We start from the raw sequence: 13659 nt of genomic DNA, 5'->3' as shown, positions 1-13659 counted from the left end.
GGACGTGAGCCATGATCAACGTAGACCTGCAACAACTCATCCAGGCGCTGGACGCCGAAACCCGTCGTGATCTGGAACGTTCTGCCGAGCGTTGCGTGGCCCGTGGTGGCAGCAAGATCCTCGTCGAAGATTTGATGCTCGGCCTGCTCGAGCGTCCTAACGGCCTGTTGTCGCGCGCACTGCAGGATGCAGACGTCGACGCCGGTGAGCTCAGCGCCGCGCTGCAATCGCGCGTCGAACACAGCGCCTCGCGCAATCCGGTGTTCGCCCCGGAACTGGTGCAGTGGCTGCAAGATGCGCTGCTGGTTGCCAACCTTGAACTGGGCCAGACCCAGGTCGAAGACGCCGCGCTGATCCTCGCGCTGCTGCGCAACCCGATGCGCTACGCCGGCAGCCGTTATCAGCCGCTGCTCGCCAAGCTGAACATCGATCGCCTGAAGGAATTTGCCCTGTCGCAACAGGAACAACCGGCGGCCAATGGCAAACCGGCGGCGCAGGGCGAATCGCTGTTGCAGCGCTTCACCCACAACCTGACCCAACAGGCCCGTGACGGCAAACTCGACCCGGTGCTGTGCCGTGACGGCGCGATTCGCCAGATGGTCGACATCCTCGCCCGTCGCCGCAAGAACAACCCGATCGTCGTCGGTGAGGCCGGTGTCGGCAAGACCGCCATCGTCGAAGGCCTGGCGTCGCGCATCGCCGCTGGTGAAGTGCCGCAAGTGCTCAAAGGCGTTGAGCTGCTGTCGCTGGACATGGGCCTGTTGCAGGCCGGCGCCAGCGTCAAAGGTGAGTTCGAGCGTCGTCTCAAAGGCGTGATCGACGAAGTCAAAGCCTCGCCGAAACCGATCATTCTGTTCATCGACGAAGCCCACACCCTGATCGGCGCGGGCGGCAATGCCGGCGGTTCCGATGCGGCCAACCTGCTGAAACCGGCACTGGCCCGTGGCGAACTGCGCACCATCGCCGCGACCACGTGGGCCGAGTACAAGAAATACTTCGAGAAAGACCCGGCGCTGGCCCGTCGTTTCCAACCGGTGCAATTGCACGAACCGACTGTCAGCGAAGCGGTGACCATCCTCCGTGGTCTGGCCCAGGTTTACGAGAAGAGCCACGGCATCTATCTGCGCGATGACGCGGTGGTCTCGGCCGCTGAACTGTCCGCACGTTATCTGGCCGGTCGGCAACTGCCGGACAAAGCCGTCGACGTCCTCGACACCGCTTGCGCCCGCGTACGCATCAGCCTCGCCGCCGCCCCGGAAAGCCTTGAGCGCCTGCGTGGCGAACTGGCTGAAGGTGGCCGTCAGCGTCAGGCCCTGCGCCGCGATGCCGAAGCTGGCTTGCTGATCGACCACGAAGCGCTGGACGCACTGGAAGCTCGTCTCGACGAAGCCGAAGACGAAATGGTCGCGCTGGAAACCCTGTGGACTGAACAGAAGCAATTGGCCGAGCGCCTGCTGGAACTGCGTCAGCAACTGGCCAAGGCCCGCGAAGCTGCTGCGATCGAGCCAGTGGTGACCGTTGAAGAAGACGCCGAAGGCACCGTGATCGAAACCGTCACCGCTGAGGTTGAAGAAGGCCAGAGTGTCGAAGCGCTGGAAGCCCAGCTCAACGAAACCCACAGTGCCCTGACCGCCGCCCAAGTCAAAGAGCGCCTGGTCAGTTTCGAAGTTTGCCCGCGTCTGGTCGCCGAAGTGATCAGTGCCTGGACCGGCGTGCCATTGGCGCAATTGGCCCGCGAGCACAACGCCAAAGTCGCCAGTTTCGCCACCGACCTGCGCACGCGCATTCGCGGTCAGGAACAAGCCGTGCACGCATTGGATCGCTCGATGCGCGCCACCGCTGCCGGCCTGAATAAACCTGACGCACCGGTTGGCGTGTTCCTGCTGGTCGGCCCGAGCGGCGTCGGCAAGACCGAAACCGCATTGGCTCTCGCTGATCTGCTGTACGGCGGCGACCGCTTCATCACCACCATCAACATGTCCGAATTCCAGGAGAAGCACACCGTCTCCCGCCTGATCGGCGCACCACCAGGCTACGTTGGTTACGGCGAGGGCGGCATGCTCACCGAAGCCGTGCGCCAAAAGCCGTACTCGGTAGTGCTGCTCGATGAAGTCGAGAAGGCCGATCCGGACGTGCTCAACCTGTTCTACCAAATCTTCGACAAAGGCGTGGCCAACGACGGCGAAGGTCGCGAGATCGACTTCCGCAATACGTTGATCCTGATGACCTCGAACCTCGGTAGCGACAAGATCAGCGACCTCTGCGAGAACGGCGCACGCCCGACGGCAGAAGTGCTCGAAGAAACCATTCGCCCGGTACTCAGCAAACACTTCAAACCGGCGCTGCTGGCGCGGATGAAAGTGGTGCCGTACTACCCGGTCGGCGGCCCGGTATTGCGCGAGCTGATCGAGATCAAACTCGGTCGCCTCGGCGAGCGCTTGAACCGTCGTCAGCTGGATTTCAGCTGGTGCCAGAACCTCGTCGATCACCTGTCCGAGCGTTGCACGCAAAGCGACAGCGGCGCGCGTCTGATCGACCATCTGCTCGATCAACACGTGCTGCCGTTGGTGGCGGATCGTCTGCTCGACGCCATGGCCACCGGCGAAAGCCTCAAACGTGTGCATGCCACGCTCGACGGCGAAGCCAGCGTGACCTGCGAGTTCGCCTGAGGTGGGTGTGATGTTCACTCAGGTGCCGCAGCCACTGGTCTATGCCGAAGCGTTGCTGGCGCAGTTCGCCAGTCTGTCGCGGGCGGCGGACGGTGCTGCGTTGCTGGGTGACTTCGTGCGCGGTCTGGCCGAGCTGAGCGGTTGCGAATTGACGCAGCTGTATCTGCTCGACGCCACCCACACCTGCCTGGGAATGAACGCCGAATGCCTCGACGGCGCCCTGCAACCGCGCGAAGCGGCGAGCCTGCCGGCGGATTACAACGGCGAGCAACTGCTGCAATTTGCCCTGTGCCAGAACCGCGTAGTGTGCCTCGACGATTTGAGCGGCAGCCTGCACGAAACCAGTTTCCTGCCAGCGGCAACGTCGCCGTGGCAGTCGCTGCTGTGCGTGCCACTGGTCAATCAGCACAAGGCAGTCGAAGGCCTGCTGCTGTGCGCCAGCCGCCGTCGCACCCACCTGCAAGGCTTTGCCGATTCTCTCGGTCAGCTCGGCTCGTTCGTGTTGGGCCAATTGCATTTGCTGCAACGCTTGCGCCAGCCGCTGGCGGAATCGGCAACAGTCGCGCGTAGCGTGCCGAGCATCAGTGGCTATGGCTTGATCGGTAAAAGCGCGGCGATGCGCCAGACCCATTCGCTGATCAGCAAAGTCCTGCACAGCCCGTACACCGTGCTGCTGCGCGGCGAAACCGGCACCGGCAAGGAAGTCGTCGCGCGGGCGATTCACGATTGCGGCCCGCGCCGTTCTCAGGCGTTCATCGTGCAGAACTGCGCGGCGGTCCCGGAAAACCTGCTGGAAAGCGAACTGTTCGGCTATCGCAAAGGTGCCTTCACCGGCGCCGACCGCGACCGTGCGGGGCTGTTCGATGCGGCCAATGGCGGCACGCTGTTGCTCGACGAAATCGGCGACATGCCGCTGTCGTTGCAAGCGAAGATCTTGCGCGTGTTGCAGGAAGGCGAGATTCGTCCGCTGGGTTCCAACGACACCCACAAGATCGACGTACGCATCATCGCCGCGACCCACCGCGATCTGTCGACGCTGGTCAGCGAGGGCAAATTCCGCGAGGACTTGTACTACCGCCTCGCGCAATTCCCGATCGAGCTGCCGGCACTGCGTCAGCGCGAAGGCGACATCCTCGAACTGGCTCAGCACTTCGCCGAGAAGACCTGCACGTATTTGCAGCGCGATCCGGTGCGCTGGTCGAGCGCGGCGCTGGAACACCTGTCCGGCTACAACTTCCCCGGCAACGTGCGTGAACTAAAGGCTTTGGTCGAGCGCGCGGTGCTGTTGTGCGAGGGCGGTGAGTTGCTCGCCGAGCATTTTTCCCTGCGCATGGATCCGATGCCGGAAGACAACAGCCACCTGAATTTGCGCGAACGTCTGGAGCAGGTCGAACGCACGTTATTGCTCGATTGCCTGCGCAAAAACGACGGCAACCAGACCCTCGCCGCCCGCGAACTGGGCCTGCCAAGGCGCACGCTGCTGTATCGGCTTGGCCGTCTGAACATCAATCTGGGAGATTTCGATGGGTAGGCAAAACGTCATCGAAATCCCCACAAAAACCAATTTCAGCGCCGCCCGCAAGGGTCGGCGCTTTGTGCTTTGTCTACACCTGGAGACCCTCTGATGTCTGTTCGTCACTGGCAAGCTGCCCTGCTGACCCTCGTCGTTCTATGCGGCCTTGGCGGCTGTAGCGGTAATTACAAATTCAACGACAACGACTATCGCCCGTTGGGTGATCCGCAAGCGGTCAATCGCGGCAAGTGACCGCAAGGAGCATCAAACATGGAATTGGTTTTCGAAATGCTGAACACCAAGCAGTTCGTGCCCACCGAGTTGTGCCAGAAGACCTTTAAACAGGCCGGCGGCGTGATCGGGCGGGGCGAGGACTGCGACTGGATCATCCCTGACCGCAAGCGTCACCTGTCCAATCACCACGCGATTGTCAGCTACCGCGAGGGCACGTTCTTCCTCACCGACACCAGCAGCAACGGTGTTCAGGATGGCGAGAGCGGCGCACGCCTGCACAAAGGCGAACCGGTGCGCATCGAGCACGGCAGCACCTACGTGCTGGGCGACTTCGAGATTCGCGCGCGCCTGGTGCGTGACCCGGCGACCTTCGACGGCGAAGTCGGCCGTCCACGTGCCGCCGGCAGCATCATTCCGGATGATGCGTTCCTCGATCTCGACCCGCTCAACGCCCTCGAACAGCAAGAGCGCGTCTACTCGGAAATCGACGAACTGCTGGCACCGAACACCAAACCGGAAGACTCCCGTCAGCGCGCCGACTACGCGCGTATCGACATGGAAAGCCTGATGGTGCCGGAGCTGATCGCCGCGCCCGCCGAACCTGAGCCAGCTCCGGCGCCGAAAGCCGTTGAGCGTCAGAGCGAAGGTTTCTGGGAGCACTTCGGTGCGGCGCTGGGTGTCGACGTCAAAGGCCTCAGCCACGATGAGCGCGAAGCCCTGGCACTGAATGCTGCGCGCTTGCTGCGGCAGAGCATCGGCGGTTTGCAGCAGAGCCTGCGTACCCGTTCCGAGCTGAAAAACGAACTGCGTCTGGCCCAGACCACCGTGCAAGGCACCAACAAGAACCCGCTGAAATTTGCCGTCGACCCGAGCGAAGCACTGCAGATTCTGTTGCAGCCAAGCAAGCCCGGCCATCTGCCGGCCGAGCAAGCCATCTCCCGCGCGTTCCGCGATCTGCAGGCGCATCAAGTGGCACTGTTGACCGCCAGCCGCGCCGCCGTGCGCGGCACCCTGGAGCACTTCTCGCCAGAGCAACTGACCCTGCGCTTCGAGCGTGACAACAAACCGTTGATCGCCACCTCGGGCGGGCGCTGGAGAGCGTTCGGCCGTTATCACCAGGCGCTGCGTCAGGACGATGACTGGAGCGAGCGTCTGCTGGCCCGCGACTTCGCCCAAGCCTACGAAGAACAGATTCGCCTGATCTCCACCCTCCACACCGACCACCAAGGATGATGCGCATGTCTCGCCGCTCGACCGCTTTTTTCAAGACGCTGACTGCGCTCACCGTGCTGGTGTTGCTCGCCGGTTGCTCGTCGCTGTCGCCGTACTCGAAAGTGACAAAGATCAACCTGAAGCTGACCGGCAGCGATCAGCTCAACCCGGACCTCAATGGTCGGCCGTCGCCGATCGTCGTGCGCCTGTTCGAACTCAAGCACCCGGTGACCTTCGAGAACGCTGACTTCTTCAGCCTCTACGAGCGCGCCAAGGAATCCCTCAACCCGGATCTGGTGGCCAGCGAAGAACTCGAGCTGCGCCCGGGTGAAACCGTGGAGATGAAGCTCAAAGTGGAAGAGGGCAGCCTTTATGTTGGCGTTCTCGCCGCTTACCGCGACTTGCCGGACACCCAATGGCGCCACACCGTTCAGATCACTCCGCTGGAAGTCACCGAAGTCGATCTGACTCTGGACCAGACCGGCATCCGCAACACCAATCAAGTGCTCGCCAAGGCGGATGACTGATCATGAATACCCATAAAGTCATTTGGCAGGAAGGCATGCTGCTGCGGCCGCAGCACTTCCAGCACAACGATCGTTATTACGATCACCAGATGAAAACCCGCACTCAGTTGCTGGGTGGCTACACCTGGGGTTTCCTCAATCTGGAGATCGACTTGCAGTTCCTCAACATGGGCAAACTGGTGATCAGTGAAGCCTCGGGGATTCTGCCGGATGGCAGCCTGTTCGAACTCGGTGGCAACACTGAGCCGCTGGCGCTGGACGTGCCGCCGAACACTGGTAACACGCCGATCTATCTGGCGCTGCCGCTGGTCACCGGTAACCACATCGAGTCGCGCCGTCCGGAGCAGTCCGACGTGCTCGCGCGTTACACCGCGTATGACGCCGAAGTGGCTGACTCCAACGCCGGCGACGATTCCGCCAGCCAGGTCAGCTGCGGTCGCCCGGACTTCAAACTGTTGCTCGGCGAGCAGCAGAGCGATCAGGCCTACGTAAAGCTGAAAATCTGCGACGTGCTCGACACCACCCCCGACGGCGTGATCAGCCTCGACCCGGACTTCGTGCCGACCTACATTCAGGCCCACGCCTCCAGCTATCTGCTGTCGTGCCTGAAAGAAGTCATCAGCATGCTTAACCACCGTGGCGACACGATTGCCGAGCGCATCCGCTCCAACGGCAAGATCGGCGGTGCCGAAGTCGGCGACTTCATGATGCTGCAACTGATCAACCGCACCGAACTGCTGCTGCGCCATTACCTCGGCCTGGAGCAGGTGCACCCGGAAGAGTTGTACCGCACGTTGCTGACCATGCTCGGCGATCTGGCGACTTTCTCCGGCGAGAGCAAACGTCCGCGTCTGGACAGCCGCTACTCCCACGCCGATCAGGGCGCAAGCTTCCGCAAACTGATGGAAGCGATTCGTCAGGTGCTGTCGATGGTGCTCGAACAGCACGCCATCGAACTGATCCTGCAAGCGCGTCAGTACGGCATCATCGTCTCGCCGTTGCACGATCACAAACTGCTCGGCTCGGCGTCGTTCGTGCTGGCAGCCAGTGCCAACTGCGACTCCGAAGAACTGCGCCATCGCTTGCCGGCGCACCTCAAGGTCGGCCCGGTGGAGCGTATCCGCCAACTGGTCAACCTGCACTTGCCGGGGATCAAGGTCAAACCGTTGCCGGTGGCCCCACGGCAGATCGCGTTCCATTCGAACAAAACCTATTTCATCCTCGAACTCAGTTCCGAAGACCTGGCACAACTCGAGCGCTCCGGCGGTTTCGCGTTCCACGTGTCCGGCGAATTTGCCGAGCTTGAACTGAAATTCTGGGCCATCAGGAACTGACCGACATGATCAAGGAAACGGATTACAGCCAGGACGACAAAACCGTCCTGCTCGATCGTCAAGGCCACGGACCGGCATCGAGTCCGCTGACCGACTTCGCCGCGCCGCCGCGTTTCGAGCAACTGGAAGAACGCATGATCTACGCCGCGCGCCTGCGCCCGGCGGAAGCGTTCAACATCAGCCTCAATTCGCTGGTGGCGGCCTCGTCCGAGCTGCTTTCGGAAGTGGTGCGCCTCAAGCACAGCGAAACCCGCGAAGACTTGTACGCACTCAACGAGCGTCTGACTGCCGGGCTGAAATTGTTTGAAGTACGCGCCCTGCACAACGGCGCCGAAAGCAGCCAGGTAATGGCCGCGCGTTACGTGCTCTGCACCGTGGTCGACGAAGCCGTCGTGACGACGCCGTGGGGCAACGAAAGCGAATGGTCGCAGATGAGCCTGCTGAGCAGCTTCCACAACGAAACCTTCGGTGGCGAGAAGTTCTTCCAGTTGCTCGATCGCCTGTCGAAAAACCCGGTCAAGCACTTGCCGATGCTCGAGCTGATGTACCTGTGCCTGTCCCTCGGTTTCGAAGGCAAGTACCGCGTACAGGCACGCGGCATGCTCGAGCTTGAAGGCATCCGTGACGCCTTGTACCGGCAGATTCGTCAGTTGCGTGGCGACGTGCCGCGCGAGTTGTCGCCGCACTGGGAAGGCTTGAACGATCAGCGCCGCAACCTGGTGCGCATCGTGCCGGCGTGGATGGTGGTGTTGTTCACTTTCGTCTGTCTGGTGGTGATGTATTCGGGCTTCGCCTGGGTCTTGGGCGAGCAGCGCGACACCGTTCTGCAACCTTATCAGCCGCTTGATCCGGCCGCGGTGCAACCGCAGTCGCAGCCGTAAACAGGGACGTGTGATGAAAAAGTTTTTCAAGAAAGTCGGCGCCTTCCTGCGCCAGACCTGGGTCTGGACCTTGCTGCTGGTGCTGTTCGTGGCGCTGCTGGTGTGGTTCGTCGGCCCGTTGTTGGCGGTGGATGACTACAAGTTCTGGGAGAGCGCAACCGCGCGCTTGCTGACCATCGCTGTGCTGTTCCTGATCTGGGGCCTGACCATGGTCTTCGTCAGCTGGCGCAGCGGGATCCGCAAGAAGGCCGAGGAAGAAAGCGAAGACGGCCAGGATCGTATCCGCCGCGAAGAGCTGATCGACGAAGAGCAGAAGGAGTTGAAGGCACGCTTCAAAGACGCGCTGAAAACCCTGAAGACCTCGAGCCTGTATCGCGGCCGCAGCGAGCGCTGGCGCAGTGACTTGCCGTGGTACCTGCTGATCGGTCCGCAGGCCTCCGGCAAGACCAGCCTGCTGGACTTCTCCGGTCTGGAATTTCCGATCAACAAGATCGACCGCAAGCTGACCCGCGACACCCTCGGCACCCGTCATTGCGACTGGTACTTCGCCGATCACGGTGTGCTGATCGACACCGCCGGCCGCTATATGACCCAGCCTGACGCAGAAGTCGACGGCAGCGCCTGGACCACCTTGCTCGAGCTGTTGCGCAAGCGTCGTCGTGGGCGTCCGTTGAACGGCGTGCTGGTGACCATTCCGGTGGAAACCCTGCTCGGCGGCAGTGAGCAGGACATCGATACTTTGGCGCGCCAAGTGCGCGGCCGTCTGCAAGACGTGCATCAGAAACTGCACGTCGACGTACCGGTCTATCTGGTCCTGAGCAAGGCTGACAAGCTGCTCGGCTTCGACGAGTTCTTCGATCAATTGACCCGCGAAGAAAGCGATCAAGTGCTCGGCACCAGTTTCCGCAAGGATCAGGTCGGCACCGATGTCGCTGTGCTGCGCAACGAGTTCGAAGAACTGCTGCGTCGCCTCAACAGCCAAGTAATCATGCGCATGCACTCCGAGCGCGACACTCAGCGCCGTGGCCGCATCCTCGACTTCCCGCATCAACTGGGGCAGATCGGCGAGCGCCTGTGCCTGTTCGTCGACATGGCGTTCACCGGCAACCGCTATCAGCGTGCCACGCAACTGCGTGGTTTCTACCTGACCAGCGCACCGCACCTGACCCAAGAGATGGATGCGACCACCGCCGGCATCGGCGCCAGCCTCGGCATGAGCGCCGGCGTGCTGCCGACCCTGCGCAGCGGTCGCTCGCGGTTCATCCATCATTTGTTCAGCCAGGTGATTTTCCCGGAATCCGACTTGGCCGGTCTGGACAAGCGCGAACGCAGTCGTATTCATTGGGGCCAGCGTGCGCTGTACGTTGGCGCACTGGCTGCGCTGGCACTGTTCGGCATGCTTTGGGCGGGCGGTTTCTCGGCCAACTACGAGCGTCTGGAAAACCTGCGCAATCTGGCGCAGAACTGGACGCAGCAACGCACGGCATTGTCGCCGCGTGATGACGCCATGGGTGTGCTGAAAACCCTCGACAGCAGCTACGCCGCGACGCAGATCTTCCCGAAGAAGGGCGACGTTTCCTACCACGAACGTGGCGGTCTGTATCAAGGCGAAGACGTCAATCCAGTGGTCAAAGAGGCTTACGAGCGCGAGCTTGAAAAGCAACTGCTGCCACGGGTTGCGACCATGCTCGAAGGGCAGATCCGCGCCAACATGAAGGACCGCGACCGTCTGCTCAACAGCCTGCGCGCGTACCTGATGCTGAACATGAAAGACCGTCGTGATGCCGCGTGGCTCAAGGACTGGGTCGCCACTGACTGGTCGACGCGCTACACCGGCAACACCGCTGTGCAGAACGGTTTGAGCGCGCATCTGGAGCGTCTGCTGAAGCAGCCGTTTATCTACCCGCTGAACGACCAACTGGTCACTCAGGCACGTCAGGTCTTGCGCAGCGAATCGCTGGCCACCGTGGTTTACCGCATGCTACGCGAGCAGGCGCGCAACCTGCCGGACTATCGTTTCAGCCAACACCTCGGTCCACAAGGCTCGCTGTTTATCGGCACCGAATACGTGATCCCGGGGTTCTACACGCAAACCGGTTATCAGCAGTATTTCTCGGTGCAGGGTTCGGCGCTGGTCACCGACATCCTGCGTGACAACTGGGTGTTGGGCGAAGGTGCGGGCATCAGCGACATGGACTTGCGTCGCCTGATGGTCGAACTGGAGCAACTGTACTTCCGCGACTACGCCAATTACTGGAGCGAAGCCGTTGGCCAGGTGGCACTGCCGCCGATCAGCGACGCCGGTGAAGGCGCCGAGCAACTGGCGGGCCTGACCTCGGCGAATTCGCCGGTGCTGGCGCTGTTGACCGAAGTGCGCGAGAACACCCGCTTCCAGGCCGCTGCTGACCCGGTGGATGAAGCCGGTGATGCGGCCGATGCGTTGGCCGGGCAAAAAGGCAAACTGGGTAAAGTCGGCAAACTGGCCTCGGCTGTCGCGGACAAAGCTTCGGCGATGAACGTGGCGAAGAACCTGCCGGATACCGCGAAGAAGTCGCTGCAACGCCGCTTCGAACCGCTGCATCGTTTGCTCGATGACAACAACGGCCCGGCGGCGGACCTGACGCCTGCACTGAGCGCGCTCAACGACCTGCAACTGCAACTGGCCGGTCTGGCCCGTTCCAGCACGCCGGAACAAGCCGCGTTCGAAATGGCGAAAACCCGCATGAGCGGCCAGCGTGATGCGCTGACCAACCTGCGCAATGCGTCCAGCCGTCTGCCGCGTCCGCTCAGCGTTTGGTTCAACGTGCTGGCCGAAGACTCGTGGCGTCTGGTGCTCAACGATGCTTACCAATACCTGAACGGTCGTTATCAGAACGAGCTGTTCAGCGTGTATGGCAAAACCATCAGCAAGCGTTATCCGTTCAGCGCCAGCAGCACCAGCGACGTGGCGATCAGCGACTTCCGCGAGTTCTTCCGCGCGCAAGGCACCGTCGACCGCTTCTTCGACAGCTACATGCGTCCGTTCGTCAGCGGCGATCCGGGCAACTACCGGATGCGCAGTGTCGATGGTCACAGCCTGCCGGTGTCGAAGATGTATCTGGACCAGATGGCGGCGGCGCTGACGATTCGTCAGAGCTTCTTCTCGATCAACCCGGCCGAGCCGACCGTGCAGTTCAAACTGGAGCCGTACACCCTCGACCCGGCGGTCAGCCGTTCCGAGTTCAAGTTCGGTGACAAGACCATGGAATACCGCCACGGTCCGATTCTGCCAATGTCGTTCAAATGGCCGACCGATGCTGAAGACGGTCGCACCAGTCTGGTCATGGACAAGATGGCCGGGCGCCCGATCGGCATCGAGAAGAACTCCGGCCCATGGTCGCTGTTCCGCCTGTTCGACCTGATGCAGACCGAGTACCTGAGCGGTCGCGACGTGCTGGTGCTGAAAGCCGACGTAGGTGGCCTGCGCGCCAACTACCTGCTGACCAGCCAGCGCACGCCGAACCCGTTCGACATGGGCGTACTGCGCACCTTCCGTATGCCGGTGCAGCTCTGATGCTGGTGGCCAGTGCCTGGCGCAGCGCGGCGCGTACCGACCCGGGCAAGGTGCGGGCGCGCAACGAAGATGCTTTCCTCGACTCGCCACAGCAGGGGCTGTGGGTGGTCGCGGACGGCATGGGCGGTCATCAGGGTGGCGACATCGCCAGCCAGTTGATCGTCGCCAGCCTGGCTGAACTGCCGCAACACGAGGACTTCGACGAACGCCTCAAAGCCATTCGCCAGTGCCTGCACTGGCTGAACCGGCGTTTGGGGCAGGAGTTGACGGTCACCGCCGGGCGTCACGACAGCATCATGGGCAGCACCGTCGTGGCGCTGTTGGTGGAAGGCAATCGCGCGGCCTGCATCTGGGCCGGTGATAGCCGTTGTTACATGTGGCGTGGGCAGCGGCTGTATCAGCTGTCCAAGGACCATTCGCTGCAACAGCAATTGATCGACGAGCAACAAATGAGCGTCGAACAAGCGGCAGCGCACCCGGCGGCTCAGGCCTTGACCCGAGCCGTCGGCGCCGCTGAACAACTGACCCTGGATGTCCTCGAACTCGAGGTCTATCCGGGCGATGCGTTTTTGCTCTGCAGCGATGGTTTGTATCAGGGCTTGAGCAGCGATGCCCTCGGCAACGCCCTCAGCCTCAGCGCGCCGCACGTGGCGCTGGAACGTTTGTTCGACGGCGCCCTGCGCGGCGCCGCGCGCGACAACCTGACAGCCGTGGTGATCCGCCAATGACTGAAATCGAATCCTCAGTCGATGACTTGCTGATGAGCGAAGAACAGGCCAACAACCTGACCTACTTCGCCTTCGCCAAGGAAAACAAAGCAGAACCTTTGCTGGCGCCGACCAAGGCCAGCATCGGTGCACTGCCGGATGTACTCGCCGGTCGCTACCACCTCGAGCGTCTGCTCGGGGCCGGTGGCATGGGCGCCGTTTACCGGGCGCGGGATCTGCTGCACGAACAGTTCGGTGATCCCGATCCTTACATTGCGCTGAAAATCCTCAGCGAAGAATTTGCCGAATCGCCGGACGCCAGTGCCTTGCTCTACAGCGAGTTCGCCCTGACCCGACGCCTGCGCCACGACAACGTCGTGCGTGCGCACACCTTTGAAGTCGACACCGATTGCCAGCGGGCCTTCATCACCATGGAATACATGCGTGGCCTGACCCTGGACAAATTACTCTGCGAGCGGCCCCTCGGCCTGCCGTGGCAAGAACTGCGCGACATCGTCCTGCCGCTGCTCGACACGCTGGCCTACGCCCACGGTCGCGGCGTGCTGCACGGTGACATGAAACCGAGCAACGTCATGCTCAGCGAAGACGGTTTGCGCCTGTTCGATTTCGGCCTCGGTCAGGCAGAGGAGGGCGTGATGCCCGGCCTGCCGCACCTGAGCCGCGAACGCTTCAACGCCTGGACCCCGGGCTACGCCGCCCCCGAACTGCTTGAGGGCCAACCCTTGTCGGCCAGCGCGGACGTGTACGGCGTGGGCTGCGTGATCTATGAACTGGCGGGCGGCAAACACCCGTTCCGCCGCTTGCCCTCGACCCAGGCCCGCGACGAGCACCTGGAGCGCGAACTGCAAGCACCAGCGAATCTACCCAAACACGGCTGGCCAGCGCTGCGAACCGCGCTGAGCTTCGACCCGGCAGAACGCACCATCACTGCCCAACAATTGCGTGACGCCTTGGGCGCCACTTCGTCCTGGCTGCAACGGTTGCGACTTCGGGCGTAACGGATGACAT

The 13659-nt window shown here is 62.2% G+C and carries 10 protein-coding genes; all 10 read left to right on the top strand.

Features of this window, described 5'->3' with window-relative positions:
- Positions 1-11: 11 nt before the first annotated feature.
- The 10 genes from tssH to A8O26_RS01485 all read left to right on the top strand — a co-directional run bounded on the left by tssH (position 12) and on the right by A8O26_RS01485 (position 13649).
- Positions 12-2669: a type VI secretion system ATPase TssH gene (tssH, locus tag A8O26_RS01530; protein ID WP_064116461.1), complete on the top strand. Its 2658-nt coding sequence runs from the start codon at positions 12-14 to the stop codon at positions 2667-2669.
- 10 nt (positions 2670-2679) lie between these two features.
- Positions 2680-4200 (top strand): sigma-54 interaction domain-containing protein, encoded by a 1521-nt coding sequence (locus A8O26_RS01525; RefSeq protein WP_064116460.1) that lies wholly within the window; start codon positions 2680-2682, stop codon positions 4198-4200.
- Between the two features lie 93 nt (positions 4201-4293).
- The gene (locus A8O26_RS01520) at positions 4294-4434 is read left to right on the top strand and encodes a hypothetical protein (protein ID WP_034152084.1); all 141 of its coding nucleotides are present in this window, start codon (positions 4294-4296) and stop codon (positions 4432-4434) included.
- An 18-nt stretch (positions 4435-4452) separates the two neighbouring features.
- Positions 4453-5649, top strand: a complete 1197-nt coding sequence (tagH, locus tag A8O26_RS01515; RefSeq protein WP_064116459.1) for a type VI secretion system-associated FHA domain protein TagH — start codon at positions 4453-4455, stop codon at positions 5647-5649.
- 5 nt (positions 5650-5654) lie between these two features.
- Positions 5655-6155 (top strand): type VI secretion system lipoprotein TssJ, encoded by a 501-nt coding sequence (gene tssJ / locus A8O26_RS01510; protein ID WP_007920299.1) that lies wholly within the window; start codon positions 5655-5657, stop codon positions 6153-6155.
- Positions 6156-6157: 2 nt separating this feature from the next.
- On the top strand, positions 6158-7489 hold the full coding sequence (gene tssK, locus A8O26_RS01505; RefSeq protein ID WP_064116458.1) for a type VI secretion system baseplate subunit TssK: 1332 nt from the start codon (positions 6158-6160) through the stop codon (positions 7487-7489).
- 5 nt (positions 7490-7494) lie between these two features.
- Positions 7495-8370 carry a type IVB secretion system protein IcmH/DotU gene (icmH, locus tag A8O26_RS01500; protein WP_064116457.1) on the top strand — a complete coding sequence of 292 codons (876 nt, stop codon included), beginning with the start codon at positions 7495-7497 and terminating at the stop codon, positions 8368-8370.
- 13 nt (positions 8371-8383) lie between these two features.
- Positions 8384-11923: a type VI secretion system membrane subunit TssM gene (tssM, locus tag A8O26_RS01495; RefSeq protein ID WP_064116456.1), complete on the top strand. Its 3540-nt coding sequence runs from the start codon at positions 8384-8386 to the stop codon at positions 11921-11923.
- Positions 11923-12651, top strand: coding sequence for a PP2C family protein-serine/threonine phosphatase (locus tag A8O26_RS01490; RefSeq protein ID WP_038359322.1), 729 nt, complete (start codon positions 11923-11925; stop codon positions 12649-12651). Before tssM ends, A8O26_RS01490 begins: the two co-directional genes overlap by 1 nt.
- On the top strand, positions 12648-13649 hold the full coding sequence (locus tag A8O26_RS01485; RefSeq protein WP_064116455.1) for a serine/threonine-protein kinase: 1002 nt from the start codon (positions 12648-12650) through the stop codon (positions 13647-13649). Before A8O26_RS01490 ends, A8O26_RS01485 begins: the two co-directional genes overlap by 4 nt.
- Positions 13650-13659 lie beyond the last annotated feature (10 nt).

The sequence above is a fragment of the Pseudomonas fluorescens genome (assembly GCF_001648775.1).
In the GTDB taxonomy this organism is placed as follows: domain Bacteria; phylum Pseudomonadota; class Gammaproteobacteria; order Pseudomonadales; family Pseudomonadaceae; genus Aquipseudomonas; species Aquipseudomonas fluorescens_M.
Note: the sequence above shows the minus strand (reverse complement) of the source record. Positions and strands in the feature narration are given on the sequence as shown.

What these genes read in the sequence shown, in the direction of transcription:
- tssH (WP_064116461.1), top strand. Translation starts at nt 12, where the DNA reads ATGATCAACGTAGACCTGCAACAACTCATCCAGGCGCTGGACGCCGAA.
- A8O26_RS01525 (WP_064116460.1), top strand. Translation starts at nt 2,680, where the DNA reads ATGTTCACTCAGGTGCCGCAGCCACTGGTCTATGCCGAAGCGTTGCTG.
- A8O26_RS01520 (WP_034152084.1), top strand. Translation starts at nt 4,294, where the DNA reads ATGTCTGTTCGTCACTGGCAAGCTGCCCTGCTGACCCTCGTCGTTCTA.
- tagH (WP_064116459.1), top strand. Translation starts at nt 4,453, where the DNA reads ATGGAATTGGTTTTCGAAATGCTGAACACCAAGCAGTTCGTGCCCACC.
- tssJ (WP_007920299.1), top strand. Translation starts at nt 5,655, where the DNA reads ATGTCTCGCCGCTCGACCGCTTTTTTCAAGACGCTGACTGCGCTCACC.
- tssK (WP_064116458.1), top strand. Translation starts at nt 6,158, where the DNA reads ATGAATACCCATAAAGTCATTTGGCAGGAAGGCATGCTGCTGCGGCCG.
- icmH (WP_064116457.1), top strand. Translation starts at nt 7,495, where the DNA reads ATGATCAAGGAAACGGATTACAGCCAGGACGACAAAACCGTCCTGCTC.
- tssM (WP_064116456.1), top strand. Translation starts at nt 8,384, where the DNA reads ATGAAAAAGTTTTTCAAGAAAGTCGGCGCCTTCCTGCGCCAGACCTGG.
- A8O26_RS01490 (WP_038359322.1), top strand. Translation starts at nt 11,923, where the DNA reads ATGCTGGTGGCCAGTGCCTGGCGCAGCGCGGCGCGTACCGACCCGGGC.
- A8O26_RS01485 (WP_064116455.1), top strand. Translation starts at nt 12,648, where the DNA reads ATGACTGAAATCGAATCCTCAGTCGATGACTTGCTGATGAGCGAAGAA.